Source organism: Caballeronia sp. RCC_10 (genome assembly GCF_041360715.1).
Taxonomy (GTDB): domain Bacteria; phylum Pseudomonadota; class Gammaproteobacteria; order Burkholderiales; family Burkholderiaceae; genus Caballeronia; species Caballeronia grimmiae.
Genome location: NZ_JBFUPT010000004.1, coordinates 93,253 through 110,700, shown reverse-complemented (window position 1 = coordinate 110,700; position 17,448 = coordinate 93,253). Strand labels below are relative to the sequence as shown.

Genomic DNA, 17,448 nt, shown 5'->3' with positions numbered 1-17,448 from the left:
CGGCCTGTTCGAACGCGCGGCGCGCAGCAAAGCACACAATCGCAGCGGTCTGCACTCGTCAAAGAACACAACGCACCGCCCGACGCCTAGCCCGACTGCCGCAACATGCCGACGATCCAACTATCACCGCCGCTGGCTAATCCGTGATTCGGAGATAAGACTCCGTATTGCATCAAAAAGACGGGCGGGATCTACGGGCTTCGACAGATGCAAATCGAACCCCGCCTGCAACGCACGCGCTTTGTCGTCCGCGCTGCCGAAGGCGGTCACGGCGATAGCCGGCGTCCGATGCCCCGCCTGCCGCAACGATTGAATGAGCGAGTAACCATCTTCGTGCGGCATCCCGATGTCCGACAGCACCACGTCGAACTGCCGCGTCGCGAGGCAAGTCCGCGCAGCCGACGCCGATTCCGCCCCGAACACTTGCGCGCCGACGGAACCCAACACGGCGATCATTGCATCACGCGCGTCGGCTTCGTCTTCAACCAGCAGAATGTCGAGACTGTCGAGCATATCGCGATGCGATGCTGAAGCAGCATGCAACGGGGCAACGCCGCCGGATCGCGCATCGTCGGTGGTCTTGGACGGCAGCGACACCGTGAAGACACTACCCTGCCCTGCACCGCCGCTATACGCCGTGATGGAACCGCCATGCAGATTGACGATGCTTTTCGCGATCGCGAGGCCGATCCCGAGTCCGCCGAACGCCCGCGTCGTCGCCGTCGCGTTCGAAGCCTGCGCGAACGGTTCGAAGACGCGCTCGATAAAGGACGCCGGAATTCCTTCGCCAGTGTCGGCCACCTCGATCTCGGCAGCGTCCCCTTTTCTGCGTGCGTCGATGCGTATGCGGCCACCCGGCTTCGTGTATTTGAGCGCATTACCGAGCAGATTCGAGAAGACCTGGCTGAGCCGCGTTGAATCGCCCTCTATCACGAGCGATTCGGGAAGTTCATGAACGATGTCGATTTCCTTCGCCACCGCCTCCAGCGCCACGTCTTCCATCTCCGATACCAACAGCTGCACGAGATCGACCTTTCCCATCTCGATGAGAAGCTGCCCGGCCGCGATGCGGCTCAGGTCGAGCAGGTCATCGACGAGGCGAGCCTGCAACTTCACGTTCCGGTCGATCGCGTCGATCCCGCGTGCGCGCAGCTCCGCGTTGCCGCTCTCGTGACGCAGAAGATAGCTCCACGATTGCATCGCGTTGAGCGGCGTGCGCAATTCATGCGATACGGTCGCGAGAAACGTGTCTTTCAGGCTGCTCGCGTGCTGCGCTTCCAGGCGCAGAAGCCGTTCGTTCGCCAGCAGCCGGTTGCGCTCGCTTTCCAGGCTCTTCTGATGCGAGATGTCGATGGTAATGCCGTCGAATCGCACCGGCTGGCCGTCGTCATCGACGTGGGTGCGCCCTTTCGCGCGAATCCATCGAACGTCGCCGGCCGGCGAAACCGTGCGGTATTCGATATCGTAGGGAATGCCTTTGTTGACGGCCCGCTCGATGGCCACGCGAGTCTTTTGCCTGTCCTCCGGATGAACGATCTGATAGAACAGTTCCAGATCGACCTCCGCGTTGGGTGCGAGCCAGAAATGCTCCTTACATTTCGGATTCCATATGATTCGGCTGAGTGGAATGGGACAATGAAACGTCCCGATCTCCGCCGCTTCGATCGACAAGTCCAGACGTTCGCGTTCCTCGCGCAGGCTCTGTGCGGTGCGTAGCGTTTCTTCGACATCGGTGATCATGCCGACCCATTCGTAGATATCACCGTCCTTGCCGCGCGTGCCCGCCGCACGAACCTGACACCGCCGGAACGTCGAAGACGCCGCATGCCACAGGCGCACGTCGGCACGATAAGGCTGATCCGTCTTGACGGCGCGCTCGAGCGCGGCCTGAGCCAGCGCGCGGTCCGCTTCATGGATCATTTCAATCCATCCGTAGCCCTGATGCTTTTCCCACGGCTGCCCGGTATAGCTTTCCCACGAGGGCTGCGGAATCACGAAGCGGCCGATTTCGTCGCACACATAGGCGATCGTGCTCGCCACCGTCACGAGCGCGCGATATCGCGATTCGAGCCGCAAGCGCTCCAGCTCGATGTTCTTAGGCTCGTTGACGTCGATGGTCGCGCCGAGCCAGCGCACCAGCGCGCCTTCGCGATCCCTGAGCGGCGTCGCGAGCGAACGCATCCAGCGAAACGTCCCGTCTGGCTGACGAAGCCGATGATCGATGACATAGTCCGTGCCGTCCTGCACGGATGCGGCCCATCGTTGAACCGTTGCTTCGCGATCGTTCGGGTGAGTCAACGTCTCCCATGCGCGTCCGAGCAGCGGCTGTTCTGCGCCGGTATGGCGCAATGCCGCGCTCGACATGTGATCGAGCAGGCCATCCGGGCCGGCCGTCCACAAAATGATCGGCATTGCCTCTGAGAGCATGCGATATCCCGCCAGCGCGGTCTCGATGTCCATCGACGCCGGATGCGCACCGGACGGCATCACGACGAGTAGCGCCGCGGGCTCTCGAGCGGCATTCGTGCGCTTCGGGAGCGGACGGAACTCCAGCGTCCACGCTGCCCCGTGTTCCGCCGTCGAAGCGGTGGATGCAGGCACAACCACGATCGCAGGCTGCATCGTCCGCAGGGCTTCTGTTGCGACGGCGAACACGCGGGCGCCCCACTCGTCCCTCGACGAAGCAGGATCGTCTTTCAAGAGAAGTGAAAGAATTTCTTCCGATACTCGCCCCGGCGCAGGCTCGCCAAAGCGTTCGACGAAATGCCTGTTACCCGCAATGACAGACAGATCCCGGGCAAGAATGGCGCATGCGGACGGGTTGAGTTCCAGCAGCGCGAGCGCCAGTGCGTCGTCGTTGGTCGTGGGCATTTCTACGGCAGTCGAGAGTCACGAGTGAGTTTCCGCGGTTGGACGCTTCGGCGGGTTTCGTTCACTCAGGAACCTTTTACAGAGGTCAGTGAGTTCGCGCATATCTTACCCGTGGATGTGCGCTCCGGGCTGTCGATGGACAAGCAAATCAAATGCCATTGTTTGCACGCTTACCACTTGGATAGACGTTTTCGCTCACTCGTCCAATTTCTGTTCAGCTTCAGGCTCACCGATGGATGCCGTATAACAACCATTAACGGCCGCCGATGTAATCGACACGGAACCGCCGCCGAGATCGGAACTCACAGAAACAAGAAGAAACAAGCGCAGAAAGAAAGCGAAGTGAATGTCCGTCAGAACGTCATTCGCTTCATGCGATGCACTCTTTCACTGTGAATCAGCGATTAGAATGACAGTCGGCAACGTACACGAATCGAGAAAAATGGGAGAATGTCATCTTGCAACGCGCACAATATCAATAACGCGCTCGCGTTTTCCTTTAAGCTCCTATGGATGACTTCAATAGATCGCTTTCTCAAACAGATGTCCCGGACGCGGCAGCATGGTTTGAAGCGATCCTCGATGCTTACGTCATCCTGGACGAGAGCTACCGTATATGTTTTGTCAACGCCAGTTATACGCAGTTGACGGGGCATACACGCGAGGCAGTCATTGGCAGGTCCATCTACGAGATCAATCAACACGGAAGCGAAGCACATCGCGCCGCCCGCAACCAGTGGGTTGCGACTGCAATCGCGGATCTGCAACCGGGCGAGACACGTTCATCGCCGCCCTTTCGCGCCGAATGGCCTTCGAACGAGGATGGCAAGCTCGCGCTTCGCTTCTGGAAGATCAAGGCGAGCGTGATCGTGCCCGCCGATAGCGGGCGTTCCTACTACGCCATTCGCGTCAGCGATGTCACCGATCGCGTGCGGCGCAGCGAGGCCGACAAGCGCGAGAAAGCGCGTCTGCGATCGCAAGCCCAGCTTCGCCAGATCATCGCTGCGGAGAAAGAAAGGCAGCTACAGGAAAGCCGCGAGCAACTGGCCGAAGTTCTCGCTTTCGCGAAAGTAGGCGCATGGAAGCGGGACTTGATGAGCGGCGTCATCACCTGCACCACGCAAGCCAAAATCAATCTCGGACTGAAACCGCACGAAGAGTTGACGACCGAGCGCCTGTTCAATGAACTCATCGACCCGGCCGATCGCGAGCGCGTGCGCGAGGAACTGGAGACGTCCATCGTCGCGCATCGGGATTACCGGGTGGAATATCGCGTCATATGGCCGGACGGTTCGGGCCACTGGGTCATGGTCGGTGGCCGCGCACGCTATGGAGAAGGCGGCCAGCCCACGCAGATGCTCGGCTTCGTGCTCGACATCACCGCTCGCAAGCAGCAGGAGATCGATCAACAGCGCATCGCAGGCGATGAGCGGCTCGCACGGGAACAAAGCGACAGGAACGCGCTTGCCATGGATCACTTCCTCACGGCGGTGTCACACGAGTTGCGCTCGCCGATCAGCGTGATCCTCAACTGGGCCGAATTGCTGGAGCGCACCGACTACAAGGCCGGTCTGCCACGCGCCACCGCCACCATTCAGCGCAACGCCAAGCAATTGGCGCTAATGGTCGATGATCTGCTGGACAGCGGGGCAATCGTTTCCGGCAAGCTGTCTATCGAGTTTGCGCCGCTCGCGCTGAATCGGCTCGTGATGGATCTCGTCAACGATCTTCGCTTGCAGGCCGATCACAAGAAGCTGCAATTGACGAGCGCCCGGCTGGACCCGTGCACCATTCAGGGCGATGCCGCGCGCGTCAAGCAAATCGTCTGGAATCTCGTCACCAACGCGATCAAGTTCACGGATACGGGCGTGATCGACGTATCCGTGTCGTCAGAGAACGGACATGCCGTACTCACCGTCAGCGATTCGGGCTGCGGTATTTCAGCCGATGCGATCGACAAGGTATTCGATCGCTTCGAGCAATTGAAGCCGAGTTCGTCGGGGCGCGTCAGCGGCCTGGGATTGGGCTTGTGGCTCGTCAAGACGCTCGTCGAACGCCAGCATGGGCGCATCGACGTGCACAGCGCGGGCATCGGCTGCGGCACGACGTTCGTCGTGACTTTGCCGCTGAGTGATTAGTCGTCGTCGCTTGCGGGCTGCGCGGCCGACGTGGTGCCTGGCTGCCGTGCGCGATGCTTGTTCAAAACGAGCCAGAACGCGCCGATGTCCTTGATGGCGTCCATGAAATCCGTAAACTCCACCGGCTTCACGACATACGCATTCACGCCGAGATCGTAACTCGTCAGAAGATCGGTCTCCTGTCTCGATGACGTGAGCATCACGATCGGAATGTGCTGCAATTGCTCGTCTGCGCGGACGGCGGCGAGCACGTCGTGACCATCGAGCCTTGGCAGTTTCTTGTCGAGCAGAATGACGGCCGGATGCACGTCGGGACGGTCGCTCCACTTCTTTTCGCAACGCAGATATTCGAGCGCCTCTACACCGTCGCGGACGACATCGACGGGATTTTCCAGGCCTGCCCTTTGTAGCGAGAGAAGCGTCAACTCGATGTCGTTCTCACTGTCTTCGACAAGCAAGACCGCTTTCAACCCTTCCCCCGCCATTCAACTTCTCCCTTTCTCTGGTCTTTGCTGATTCAGCTATGTGTGCGCTTCTGCCGTGTTTGCCGAACGCTCTGGCTGCGATGGCTGAATTGTAGCGCCCGTGATGTGTCTGCCGTAGCGCGGCGCTAAGCAGCAAGAATTGGGCCGCGAGATGACCTGAATCAAGCCCGGACGATTGCTTGCCACTCCCGGACTGAAAAGCATTCAACAATAAATCGTTTGTTACGCAAGTGCATGCCGGCTTCTAATGACTCGCTTTCTCTCTCGACAATCCGGCAGCGTTGCTTTGCAAAAGCATTCACCGACCGGCGTATCGAGTCCGAACGATCGCTGAATCCAAACCGACATGGCCGACCTGACTTCCTCGCGCAACACCTATGCGTCGACGCCGCCTCCTCGCATGGGCGTTTCGAAGCACGTGCTCTATCGATGGCTATCCTGGACAGTTCCCGCGATCGTCGTGCTGCTATGGGAAGCCGCCGCCCGGCTCGGACTGATCGCGCCGCAAGTGCTTCCCGCACCGAGCAGCGTCTTCGCGACCGCCGCGAACATGACGCAAAACGGCGAGCTATTCATTCATCTCGGCGTCTCGCTGTTGCGCGCTGCCGCAGGCTTCGTCATCGGCGGAAGCATCGGGCTGGCGCTAGGCGTCCTCGTCGGCTTCTCGCCGTTTGCGCAGGCGCTGCTCGACCGCCCTATCCAGATGATCCGCGCCGTTCCTTTTCTCGCGATGCTTCCGCTCGTCATCGTGTGGTTCGGCGTCGGCGAAGTTGCGAAGATCTTTCTCGTTGCGCTCGCAGTCCTCTTCCCCATCTACATCAACACGATGCTGGGCATCCGGCAGATCGATCCCAAGCTGATGGAACTTGCCCGCGTGATCGGCATGAGCCGGGCCGGCGTCGTGCGGCGAATCGTCATTCCGGGCGCCATGCCCTCGATCCTCACCGGCGTGCGCTATGCGCTGGCACATGCGTGGCTCGCGCTGGTCATCGCCGAGACGCTCGCGACAACGCAAGGCATCGGCTTTCTCGCAATGGACGCGCGTGAGTTCCTGAACACCAACGTCATTCTGCTCACCATCATCATTTACGCGATCATCGGCGTCGTCGCGGACGCACTCGTTCGCATGCTCGAGAGCCGCTTGCTCTCCTGGCACGCGAACTACGTCAACGGAGCGCGCAAGTGACGCAAAGCATCGAACCCATCGCGACGGGGGCACGGACCCGCGACCGCAAGGAGCCATCGGCGCTCGCCGTGTCCGTGCGCGGGCTGCAACGCCGCTATGGCAGCCGCATCGTCATCGATTCGCTCGACCTCGATATCCGCAAAGGCGAATTCGTCGCGCTGCTCGGCGAGAGCGGTTGCGGAAAGACCACGCTGCTGCGCGCGCTCGCGCGGCTCGATACGCCCGACGCGGGCAAGATTCACGCGCCCGAGCGGCCTTCCGTTGTGTTTCAAGAGCCGCGCCTGCTGCCGTGGGCGACGTTGTGGGAGAACGTGGCGCTCGGTCACGAACACACGATTGGCCGTGACGGCGCGGCCCGGGCGCTCGCCGAAGTCGGGCTCGCCGGCCGCGAGGACGACTGGCCGCGCAATCTGTCGGGCGGTCAGGCGCAGCGCGTGGCGCTCGCGCGGGCGCTCATCCACGACCCCGCGTTATTGCTGCTCGACGAACCGTTCGCCGCACTCGATGCGCTCACGCGCATCAAGATGCATGGGCTCGTGAAAGAACTCGTCGCGCTTCATCAGCCGGGCGTGCTGATCGTCACGCACGATGTCGACGAAGCACTCGCCCTCGCCGACCGCATCCTCGTCATGCGCGCCGGACGCATCGCGGCGTCGTTCGACACCGAAGACCACGCGCCTCTCGCGCTGCGGCCCACGCTTCTCGCGGAACTGGGCGTGCAACGTCACTGACCGATTTCCCATAAGACCAGAAGGACCCGAAAGGATGAATGATTCTTCAATGACCCGGCGCCAGTTATTGCGCGCGGCGGGTGGCTTGCTGGCCGGCATGGCCGCCAGCAGTGTTTTCCCGGCGTACGCGGCCGAGGCACGCAAGCTCACGCGTAACACCGATACCGTGCGTATCGGCTGGGGTTATGGCAGTCTGCCGGATATCGCCAAACAACGCGGCGTATTCGAGAAAACGCTCGCCGCCAAAGGCATCAAGGTCGAATGGATCGGCCCGTTTCCGAACCACGCACCCTCGATTCAGGCCGTGGTCGGCGGCAGCGCCGACTTCGGCTTCTGGGGATCGACAACGCCCGCGCTTGCCGCCATGCTCGCCGGTTCGCCCATCGTCTTCAACGCATTCGACATCTACTCGCCGCGCTCGACGGCCATCATCGCGAAGAAGTCGAGCGGCATTAATAGCGTCGCGGATCTGCCGGGCCGCAAGGTCGCCGTCAACCGCTCGGGACTCGGCGAATTCCTGTTGATTGCAGCGCTGGAAAAGCATCGCATCGACCGGGACAAGGTGCAATTCGTCTACCTCAATCCGCCCGATGCCGCGCCTGCATTTGCACAAGGCAAGGTCGACGCGTGGTCGATGTGGTCGCCGGGCGTCGACATCTCGCGCTTCTCGAACGATGCAAAGGACATCTTCAACGAAGGCCGCGATCTGGAGTTTCTCATCGACTATAGCTCGCTCGTCTCGCGTCGTAAGTTCACCGAAGAGAATTCGGAGCTGGTCCGCGCAGTGATCGACGCCTATTACGTCGAAGGCGCATGGCAGTCTGCGCATTCCGCCGACGCCGAATTGCTCGTGCAGCGCGAGGGCAAGTACCCGGATCAGGTTCGCGAGTATCTGACGAGCCTCAAGCGCGTCAATCAGTTTCACGAGCCCGACGACGCCGCTTTCATCGCGCAGTTTCAGCGCGCCGCCGACTGGCTCGCGGAACGCAAGATCATCAATTCGCGCATCCGGGTCGCGGATTACAGCATCAAAGTGTGATGCGAGGAGACCAACGATCATGACCGAACGCACGCACTTCGCGGCGCCGAAGCTCGTGTCCGCCGTGTCGGCAACGCTCGGCTTCGCACAAGTCATCGACGATATCGCCGCGACGGCCGCCGAACGTGAACGCGCGCATCGGCTGCCGCATGAAGAGATCGCCAGGCTCAAGGCGCTCGGCTTCGGCGCGCTGCGTCTTTCGTCCGATGCCGGCGGCCACGGCGCATCGCTGCACGACATGTTCGGCGTCGCGCGTGATGTCGCCGCGGCGGACTCGAACATCGCGCATGCGTTTCGCAATCATCTGTGGCAGGTCGAAGCCGCGCTACGACGCCGCGATCATCCGTTCCATGCGCGCGTGCTGGAACTGACTGGACAGCGCAAGACACTCGGACTGAGTTTCGTCGACAGCGACGTGACGGCGGCCGGCGCCCGACCGGCGAAGGTCTTGAGCAGGCTCGAATGGGACGCATCGCGCGATGTCTATGTCGGCTCCGGCGACAAGGTCTATGCGACGGGCAATCTCTATAACGATGCGTTCATCGGCGTGGCAGTGGAAAGCCGCGCGGGCCGCACGGTGCAATACGTGCTGGAACGCGGCCCCGGCGTCAGCGACGACGATGACTGGCAAGGCTTCGGTCAACGGCTGACAGGCTCGGGAACCGCGCGCTTTCGCGATGTGACGATTCCCGCCGCGCATCTCTATCCGGCCGATCCGCCGAAGTCCGACGAAGCCGCGCCCTGGGGATTCACTTTCCATCAGGTGTATCTCACCAACTGCATTGCGGGCATCGTGCGTCGCGCGGCGCTGGACGCGGTCGATGTATTGCGAACGCGGGGACGCAACTTCTATCACGGCGAAGCGGCGCATCCCACGGACGAGCCGGTTCTGCAATCACTACTTGGCCGCATTCGCGCCTATGCAGCGAGCGTCGAGGCGACTGCGGACCGCGCGGTGGATGCACTACAACGCGCGTGGGACGCTCACGGCACGCCCGACGATTACGACGCGACGCTCGCCGCCACGCTCGCAGCATCGGAAGCGAAGGTCGTCATCGATGATCTCGCGCCGCAAATTGCAAGCTGGCTGATCGATCTCGGCTCGGGCTCGGTCGTGTCGCGCATCGGTGCGCTGGACCGGCACTGGCGCAATATCAAGGTGATCGCGTCGCACAACCCGAGGCTTTACAAGGAACGCCTGCTCGGGCAGAACCTGCTGACCGGGCAATTGCCGCCTACGGGCGCGTTCTTTTGATGATGAGACGCGCCTCCGCTGAACCACGGCGGAGGCGCGTCGCAATCACGCGTTCAAAAGGCGGCGCACGCGCGGCATGACTTCATGCGCGAAGCGGGACATGTCGGCTTCGAATGGCTGGAATTGCAGCATGAACAGTTCGATGCCCGCGCGATGGAAGTCGACGATGCGCCGCGCGACGGTATCGTAATCGCCGACGAGATCGGCAGCCGTGCCGCCGTTCGATCCGACGCGCGCCGATCGTGCGAACGTTTTGTGCATCACCGCGTTCGGATCCGTATTGGCCTTTTGCCGCTCGCGCAGCGGCTTGTCCAGTTCCGCGAGCGCAAAGAGATGCTGGAGATGAGCCTGTGCGTCGTCTTCCGTGTCCCGCGCGATCACGAATGCCGATAGCCCGAAGCGCAACGGCTCACGCCCGTCCGGACGCGTGCGTGTGGAAACATCGGCGATGAGGCTGGCTACATCATCGTGTGGCTGGCCGTTGATGAACCACACGTCGCCATGCGCCGCCACGAGGGAACGCGCGGGTTCCGATTCGCCGCCCACGTAAATGCGTGGACGCGCACGAAACGGGTCGGCCGGGCGCAACTGATAATCGTCGATACGGAAGTTGTCACCGCGATGCTTCACGGCTTCGCCGCGCAACAGGGCATCGACGACCGTGATCCACTCGCGGCCATAGGCATAGCGTTCATCGTGCTCGGCGAAGCCGATACCGGCGCGCTCCAGCTCCGGCCGGTTCCACGCATTGACGAGGTTGATCGCGAAGCGCCCGCCGCTGATGTGTTCGATCTGCTGCGCCATCTTCGCCAGCACCACGGGGTGATAGAGATAAGGTTTGATGGCCGCGATGATCTCGATACGCGACGTGAGCGCCGCCAGAGCCGCCGATGCGGTCCATGCTTCGAGCTGATCGAGCGAGGGGTCGTGCGGATTGATCGTGTGTTGCGCGACGAGCACCGAGTCGTACCCAAGGCGCTCGGCTTCGAGCACGAGCGCCTTGTTGCGCGCCCAGGAGGCGTCATAAGGTTCCTCGGGATCTTGCAGCGCCGCGCGGCTGCCATGAACGAGCTCCCAGACACCGAAGCGGGGAGAATTGGACATCGCTTGATTGAACCGGAGGACGAGTTGGAGAGAAGCACATGCTAACGTCAGCCGCGCTTCGCTCCATCCAATTTCTAACGATAACCAATTGAGGTTTGAGCATTAGGCGATAGCGCGAACTCTCGCGCCTCCGCGTATACAGCCATGCGAAGCAACTGGTTCTCTCAGCCGATGGCAAGCGCGGCGTCACGGTGCAACATCTGCTTCGATTTCACGCGCACGCTTACGCCCGCAAGTTACGAGGATTTCATCCGTATCGTCATTGCCTAACTGCAGACGCGCGGCATCTATAAGACCTCGTACAAAGAAGGCAAGCTGCGAGAAAAGCTCTCTGGCGAAGGTGCGCGGCTCGGTTAACTTCATCCGGGCACGACTTTCTTTCGGAAGCTTTGGAACCGCTCCGACTTATTGGCTGAGAAATATAGATCCACTGAGCGAAATCCGCGGCCCGGGCGGACTTGCGCGGCGACCCCACGTCCACTTAAAACAGCTGCAATTCCCCGTGAAATTCCGCTACCAATCTATGGATTTCGGCATGCGCGTCTTATACGCTTGCAGTCACGCACCGCGTGCCCCGCACACGACGCCGGATGACCCATCACGATCAGGAGGTACCGCAATGAGCCGCACCGAGAACGCCCCGTGGACCGAGCCGCTCGACGCGCTCTTGCGCGAATGGGCGCAAACCGCCGCAGCGCGCGACAAATCCGGCGGCACCGCATTTCACGAGCGCGACCTGCTGCGCAAGAGCGGCCTGCTTCGCCTGTCGATTCCGGCGCAATACGGCGGCAACGGCGCTTCATGGTCGACGACGCTGGATATCGTTAGGCGCATGGCGCAAGTCGACAGTTCGCTCGCGCATCTCTTCGCGTTTCACCATCTGCAACTCGCGACGATTCGCCTCTTCGGCCGCGATACGCAGATTCGCCACTGGCTGTCCGAGACGGTAAGTCAGGGCTGGTTCTGGGGCAATGCGCTCAATCCGCTCGACAAGAGCACGCGTGCGCTTCCCGGTGAAACGAACGGCTATCTCTTCGATGGCCGCAAGAGCTTTTGTTCCGGCGCCCGAGACTCCGATCAACTGCTCGCCTCCGCATTCGACAGCGACGGCAAGCTGCTCATCGGCGTGACGCCGACGAATCGCGCGGGCATCACCGCGCTCGACGACTGGGACAACATGGGCCAGCGTCAGACCGACAGCGGCACTGTGATCTTCGAGCGCGTCAGCATCGCGCCGGATGAATTGCTGAACGATCCCGGCCCGCTGTCGAGTCCTTTCGCGTGCCTTAGACCGCTGCTCGCACAGGCGATCTTGAGCCACATCTACGTGGGCATCGGCGAAGGCGCATTGCAGGCGGCGCGCGAAGCGACGCTCGCGCAGGCGCGGCCGTGGATCGCATCGCAGGCAGAGCGGCCCTCGGAAGATCCGTATGTGATTGCGCATTACGGCGACTTCTGGGTCGCGCTGGAGGGCGCCCGCCTGCTCGCCGAACGCGCGACGCAAGCGTTCGACGAGGCATGGCAACGCGGCCTTGCGCTGACGGAGAGCGAGCGCGGCGAAGTGGCCATTGCAGTGGCGACGTCGAAGGTCGCGGCGGCGCGTGCAGGGCTGGAAGTCGCGAGCCGCATGTTCGATGTGACCGGGGCGCGTTCGACGACGGCGGCGCTGCGTCTCGATCGCTTCTGGCGCAACGTGCGTGTGCATACGCTGCATGATCCGATCGACTACAAGGTGCGCGAACTGGGCGACTGGGCGCTCAATGGGCGTGCGCCGAAGCCGTCGTTTTATTCGTGAGGATTCGGCGGCGAACGTTCACTAACCCGTAGCAGCGGTCCTTCTCAGCACGAGATGCGCGACCGTTCCCAGGACGATTCCCCAGAACGCGGAACCGAGACCGAGAAAAGTCATGTTGGAGGCAGTCGCAATAAACGTGATGAACGCGGCTTCGCGATGCGCCTCATCGTGGACGATGCCCGCGATATTCGTGGCGATGGCGCCCAACAGAGCCAGTCCCGCGAGAACGGCCACGAAAGCGTTCGGAAGCGCGGCGAACAGCATGACGACGGTTCCCGCGAAGGTTCCGCCGATCAAATAGAACAAGCCGTTTGCAATGCCCGCGATGTATCGGCGCTGCGGGTCGCGATGTGCATCCGGACCCGTGCATAGCGCGGCAGTGATCGCCGCGATGACGATCGTCACGCCGCCCGTGAAGGCGACCAGAATCGACGCGAGGCCGGTTCCGACGAGTACCGGCCGGCTCGGCGTTTCATATCCGGAGACGCGCAGAATCGCAAAGCCGGGAAGGAACTGGCCCGTCAGACTCACGATGACCAGCGGCAGCGCCAGGCTGATCGTCGATTGCCAGTTGAAGGTAGGCAGCGTGAACACCGGATGAGTCACTTGAACGCTCACGGTATCGAAATGCGTCAAGCCAAGCGCCGCGGCCAGCGCGCAACCGCAAGCAAGCACGAGAATCAGGCAGTAACGCGCGGCCAGGCGCCGAAACACGAGATAGCTGCCGAACATCCCGAGCGCGAGCCACGGATGAATGGCCACCGACTTGAACAGGCTGGTGCCGAACTGAAAGAGAATGCCCGCCATCATCCCGCAGGCAATGCCTTTTGGAATCCGCTTCGTGATCTGATCGAACAGGCCCGAGAGACCGAGCGCGAGAATACATGCACCGGCCACGATGTACGCGCCGATCGCATCGCTGACGGGCATCCCCGGAAAAAGCGTTACGAGCAACGCGCATCCGGGCGCGGACCATGCCGTGATGACCGGCTGCTTAAGCCACCAGCTCAGCGTCAATCCCGATACCGCCGCGCCCATCGAAATCGACCATACCCACGAGGCCACTACGTCATTGCCGACATGCGCGGCATGCGCCGCCTGAAAGAAAATCGCGAGCGGGCCGGCATAGGAAATGACGACAGCCAGCAGCCCCGCCGTGACCGCCGATATCGACCATAAGCCTTTCTGATTGACGGAATCCAGCGTGCCGTTCTTGTTCTGACTCATGGAATGATTCAGCGCCTTTTAGCGAATCGACGACGGATGATGAGCGAGCGGCGTTACCTGCATCGTCATGTATGGAAACAGCGGCAAAGCCGACAGCATGGTGTGCAGCTCGTCATGCGAATCGACGTCGAACACGCTGTAATTCGCATACTCGCCAACGACGCGATGCAACTGCTGCCACTTCCCTGCGCGCTGCAATTCTTGTGAATAGGCCTTTTCACGCGCCTTGATTTCTTCTGCCTGTGCGGGCGGCATGTCGTGCGGCAGGCGGACGTCCATTCTTACTAGATAAAGCATGACTTCTCCTCAAGGGTAACACTCACACTGCATGTTGAACGAGACGGTCGCTCACGCCTTGTTGTCGCGTCGGTAAAAAGCGAGCTTGTCTTCATCGATCTGCAATCCAAGCCCCGGGCCTGGCGGAAGATGAAGATCGAAGTCGCGATACTGCGGACGATTCGTCACGATGTCATCCTTGAGCAGCAGCGGGCCGAACAGCTCCGTGCCCCACGCCAACTGCGGAAGTGCGCTGAAACCATGTGCCGAAGCAATCGAACCGATGCTGCCTTCGAGCATCGTCCCGCCGTAGAGCGATACACCCGCCGCATCGGCGATGGCGGCCGTGCGCATCATGCCGTAGATGCCGCCGGACTTTGCGATCTTCAGGGCGAAGACATCGGCACAGGCATCGCGCACGAGGTCGAGCGCATCCTCGGGACCGGTGACGCCTTCGTCGGCCATGATGGGAACGATGAAGCGCGCCGCAAGCCGCGCAAGCGCACCGCGATTCTCACGCGGCGTGGGCTGCTCGATGAGGTCGATACCCGCTGCCTCCAGCGCCTGGATACCCAGAGCGGCATCCACTTCGTTCCATGCCTGATTCACGTCCACCGTGACCCTCGCGCGATCGCCCAGCGCCGCTTTGATCTTCGACACGTGAGCGACGTCTTCGCGCACGCTCCGACGGCCAATCTTCAGCTTGAACGTATTGTGGCGGCGTTCGTTCAGAAGCATTTCGGCCTCCTCAATGTCGCGGGCGGTGTCTCCGCTCGCCAACGTCCAAAGCACCGGAAGCGTCTTGCGCACCGCACCGCCGAGCAGCGCCGATACGGGCACGCCGAGGCGCTTTCCCTGTGCATCGAGCAATGCGGTCTCGAGTCCTGACTTAGTGAACCGGTTGCCGCGTGCGACCTTGTTGAGCGTAAGCATCGCCGCATTGATGTTGGTCGCGTCCTGCCCGATCAGCGCCGGGGCGAGATAAGTGTCGATCGTGAGCTTGATGCCTTCGGGACTTTCTTCTCCGTAAGACAGGCCACCGATGGTCGTAGCTTCGCCGATGCCCTCGATGCCATCGCTCGATCGCAGACGGATGACGACCATCGTTTGCTGCTGCATCGTCGTCATGGAGAGCTTGTGTGCGCGAATGGTCGGAAGGTCGACCAGAATCGCTTCGACAGACGTGATTTGAGCGTTCATACCTGAAATGGCGGAGTGGAAGGAGTCACTCAAGTATTGCCCGGGCAATCTCCGCCTGTCCAAGACCATCGACGTCTAATGCGATACCCCGGAGGTATGACGAACTCACTGCCCTTTCTCGGCGGGCGCCACATGGGGAATCTGCGCCTCGTTGTAGAGCCGATAGATCAGTTCGAGCATCTCCCTGATGTCGCGCGACTCGTCCATCGCCCGCATGCTCATGATGATCGGCGATACCAGCGTCGGGTCGTCGAGTTCCCGGTAGCTGACGTCATCGCGCTTCAGGCCATAGACGCTGCTCGGCACGATGGAAATGCCCTCGCCCGCCGCCACGAGCCCCAATGCAATCTGGATTTCGCGCACCTCGTACACCTTGCGCGGCTCCAGTCCCCGGTCCTTGAATGCGGCGAGCACCTGATCGGCGTAACTTGGGCGCGGCGTCTTCGGATAGACGATGAGCGTCTCGTTGATCACATCGCGCAGCGCGCAGACCGGCTTCGAAAGCGCAAGCGGATGCCCCACGGGAAACGCGACGATCATCTTCTCCTCTCTCAGAACCACGCGGCGGATGTTCGCGTCTTCGAGACGAAGGCGGCCAAAGCCGACATCGATCCGTCCATCCTTGAGCGCCCGCATCTGATCCATCGTCGATAGCTCGTGCAGACTGAGTTCGACTGTCGGGTTCTCGTCGCGAAAGCGGCGAATGATTTTCGGCAACAGGCCATAGAGCGTCGATGCGACGAAACCCACTGACATGCTGCGCTCGATATTGCCGACTCGCCGCGTCATCGATTCGAGTTCGGACGTCTGCGCCAGCAACTGGACCGCGTGAGCGTAGAAGAATTTGCCGGTCTCAGTGAGTTTCAGCGGGCGCGAGTTTCTTTCGAAGAGTTGCACGCCGAGAATCTCTTCCAACTGCTGTATCTGCCGGCTGAGCGGCGGCTGGGCGATGTGAAGCCGCTGCGCGGCGCGCGTGAAGTTTCGCTCTTCGGCCACCGCCACGAAGTAACGAAGATGCCGCAGCTCCATACGATACCTCCGGGATATAGCCCGATACTAAATCAGTGTTGGACCATGCTGTTTGCCGTCCTTTATTCTGCATTCACGCTTTGTTTCAAGCCCCGACTATACCTTATGAGCATACGTGCTTCGGCTTGAAACGAGGGTTAACCCCAGCAAAAGACAGAGACACAGGAGCAGACATGAGTGCCAAGGTATTCGACTCGAAGGAAGTTCAGGACCTGTTGAAGGCCGCTGCGAATTTGGGAAGTCAGGACGGCAACGTCCGCGTCAAGCAGATCACGCATCGCCTGCTGAGCGATCTTTTCAGAGCCATCGACGAACTCGACATGACGCCCGATGAAATCTGGGCGGGCGTGAATTACTTCAACAAGCTCGGCAAAGATGGCGAGGCCGCGCTTCTCGCCGCCGGCCTTGGCCTCGAAAAGTATCTCGACATTCGCATGGACGCCGAGGATCGCGAAGCCGATGTTCACGGCGGCACGCCGCGCACGATCGAAGGCCCGCTGTATGTCGCGGGCGCGCCTGTTCGTGATGGCGTTTCCAGAATCGATATCAACGCCGATGAAGATGCAGGCCCGCTCATCATCCGTGGCACGGTGACGGGTCCGGATGGAAAGCCGCTTGCCGGTGCGGTCGTCGAATGCTGGCACGCCAACTCGAAGGGCTTCTACTCGCACTTCGATCCGACCGGCGCGCAGGATGGCTTCAATCTTCGCGGGGCCGTGAAAACCGGCGCGGACGGCACATACGAATTCCGCACCTTGATGCCCGTTGGCTACGGCTGCCCGCCGCAAGGCGCGACGCAGCAACTGCTCGATGCGATGGCGCGTCACGGCAATCGTCCGGCGCATGTGCATTTCTTCGTGACGAGCGACAAGACTCGCAAGCTGACGACCCAAATCAACATCGAAGGCGATCCGCTGATCTGGGATGACTTCGCTTACGCCACACGCGAAGAACTCGTGCCGCACGTGGTCGAGAAGACCGGCGGCGCAGCCCTTGGCCTCAAGTCCGATGCGTACAAGGAAATCGTGTTCGACATCGCGTTGACTCCGCTGGTGCAGGGCAAGGACAACCAGTTGGTCAATCGCACTCGCGTCGCCGTCGCAGCCTGACGC

General features: G+C 61.4%; 15 protein-coding genes. 7 read left to right on the top strand and 8 right to left on the bottom strand.

The window, feature by feature from the left end; genetic code table 11:
- Positions 1-123 precede the first annotated feature (123 nt).
- A complete protein-coding gene (locus AB6804_RS10275) occupies positions 124-2,871 on the bottom strand; it encodes a PAS domain-containing protein (RefSeq protein ID WP_370886364.1) in 2,748 nt (915 codons plus the stop codon).
- Positions 2,872-3,380: 509 nt separating this feature from the next.
- Between AB6804_RS10275 and AB6804_RS10270 the strand changes: the two genes are divergently transcribed.
- Positions 3,381-5,009: a PAS domain-containing sensor histidine kinase gene (locus tag AB6804_RS10270; RefSeq protein WP_370886363.1), complete on the top strand. Its 1,629-nt coding sequence runs from the start codon at positions 3,381-3,383 to the stop codon at positions 5,007-5,009.
- Here AB6804_RS10270 and AB6804_RS10265 read toward each other — a convergent pair.
- Positions 5,006-5,494 carry a response regulator gene (locus tag AB6804_RS10265; protein WP_370886362.1) on the bottom strand — a complete coding sequence of 163 codons (489 nt, stop codon included), beginning with the start codon at positions 5,492-5,494 and terminating at the stop codon, positions 5,006-5,008. The two genes, AB6804_RS10270 and AB6804_RS10265, sit on opposite strands and share 4 nt — an antisense overlap.
- 346 nt (positions 5,495-5,840) lie before the next feature.
- Between AB6804_RS10265 and AB6804_RS10260 the strand changes: the two genes are divergently transcribed.
- From AB6804_RS10260 to AB6804_RS10245, 4 genes are read left to right on the top strand one after another with little or no spacing between them, the layout of a single operon-like run.
- Entirely contained in the window at positions 5,841-6,680 is an 840-nt protein-coding gene (locus tag AB6804_RS10260) for an ABC transporter permease subunit (RefSeq protein WP_370886361.1), read from the top strand.
- Between the two features lie 17 nt (positions 6,681-6,697).
- A complete protein-coding gene (locus AB6804_RS10255; protein ID WP_370886573.1) occupies positions 6,698-7,411 on the top strand; it encodes an ABC transporter ATP-binding protein in 714 nt (237 codons plus the stop codon).
- 34 nt (positions 7,412-7,445) lie between these two features.
- Positions 7,446-8,450 (top strand): NrtA/SsuA/CpmA family ABC transporter substrate-binding protein, encoded by a 1,005-nt coding sequence (locus tag AB6804_RS10250; RefSeq protein ID WP_370886360.1) that lies wholly within the window; start codon positions 7,446-7,448, stop codon positions 8,448-8,450.
- A gap of 19 nt (positions 8,451-8,469) precedes the next feature.
- Complete coding sequence (locus AB6804_RS10245; protein ID WP_370886359.1) at positions 8,470-9,705, top strand: acyl-CoA dehydrogenase family protein; 1,236 nt, start codon at positions 8,470-8,472, stop codon at positions 9,703-9,705.
- Positions 9,706-9,750: 45 nt separating this feature from the next.
- Here the strand turns inward: AB6804_RS10245 and AB6804_RS10240 are convergent, their stop codons facing one another.
- Both AB6804_RS10240 and AB6804_RS10235 read right to left on the bottom strand, forming a co-directional pair.
- Positions 9,751-10,809: an LLM class flavin-dependent oxidoreductase gene (locus AB6804_RS10240; protein ID WP_370886358.1), complete on the bottom strand. Its 1,059-nt coding sequence runs from the start codon at positions 10,807-10,809 to the stop codon at positions 9,751-9,753.
- 186 nt (positions 10,810-10,995) lie between these two features.
- On the bottom strand, positions 10,996-11,172 hold the full coding sequence (locus AB6804_RS10235) for a hypothetical protein (protein ID WP_370886357.1): 177 nt from the start codon (positions 11,170-11,172) through the stop codon (positions 10,996-10,998).
- Between the two features lie 256 nt (positions 11,173-11,428).
- Between AB6804_RS10235 and AB6804_RS10230 the strand changes: the two genes are divergently transcribed.
- Positions 11,429-12,604, top strand: coding sequence for an acyl-CoA dehydrogenase family protein (locus AB6804_RS10230; RefSeq protein ID WP_370886356.1), 1,176 nt, complete (start codon positions 11,429-11,431; stop codon positions 12,602-12,604).
- A gap of 21 nt (positions 12,605-12,625) precedes the next feature.
- Here AB6804_RS10230 and AB6804_RS10225 read toward each other — a convergent pair whose 3' ends face one another.
- From AB6804_RS10225 to AB6804_RS10210, 4 genes are all read right to left on the bottom strand, one after another.
- Positions 12,626-13,831, bottom strand: coding sequence for a benzoate/H(+) symporter BenE family transporter (locus AB6804_RS10225; protein ID WP_370886355.1), 1,206 nt, complete (start codon positions 13,829-13,831; stop codon positions 12,626-12,628).
- Between the two features lie 18 nt (positions 13,832-13,849).
- Positions 13,850-14,128 (bottom strand): muconolactone Delta-isomerase, encoded by a 279-nt coding sequence (gene catC / locus AB6804_RS10220; RefSeq protein ID WP_370886354.1) that lies wholly within the window; start codon positions 14,126-14,128, stop codon positions 13,850-13,852.
- A 51-nt stretch (positions 14,129-14,179) separates the two neighbouring features.
- A complete protein-coding gene (locus tag AB6804_RS10215) occupies positions 14,180-15,307 on the bottom strand; it encodes a muconate/chloromuconate family cycloisomerase (protein ID WP_370886353.1) in 1,128 nt (375 codons plus the stop codon).
- 105 nt (positions 15,308-15,412) lie between these two features.
- A complete protein-coding gene (locus AB6804_RS10210) occupies positions 15,413-16,336 on the bottom strand; it encodes a LysR family transcriptional regulator (RefSeq protein ID WP_370886352.1) in 924 nt (307 codons plus the stop codon).
- 173 nt (positions 16,337-16,509) lie between these two features.
- On the opposite strand from AB6804_RS10210, the gene catA reads away from it, so the two are divergent.
- Positions 16,510-17,445 (top strand): catechol 1,2-dioxygenase, encoded by a 936-nt coding sequence (catA, locus tag AB6804_RS10205; RefSeq protein ID WP_370886351.1) that lies wholly within the window; start codon positions 16,510-16,512, stop codon positions 17,443-17,445.
- The last annotated feature ends 3 nt before the right edge of the window (positions 17,446-17,448 follow it).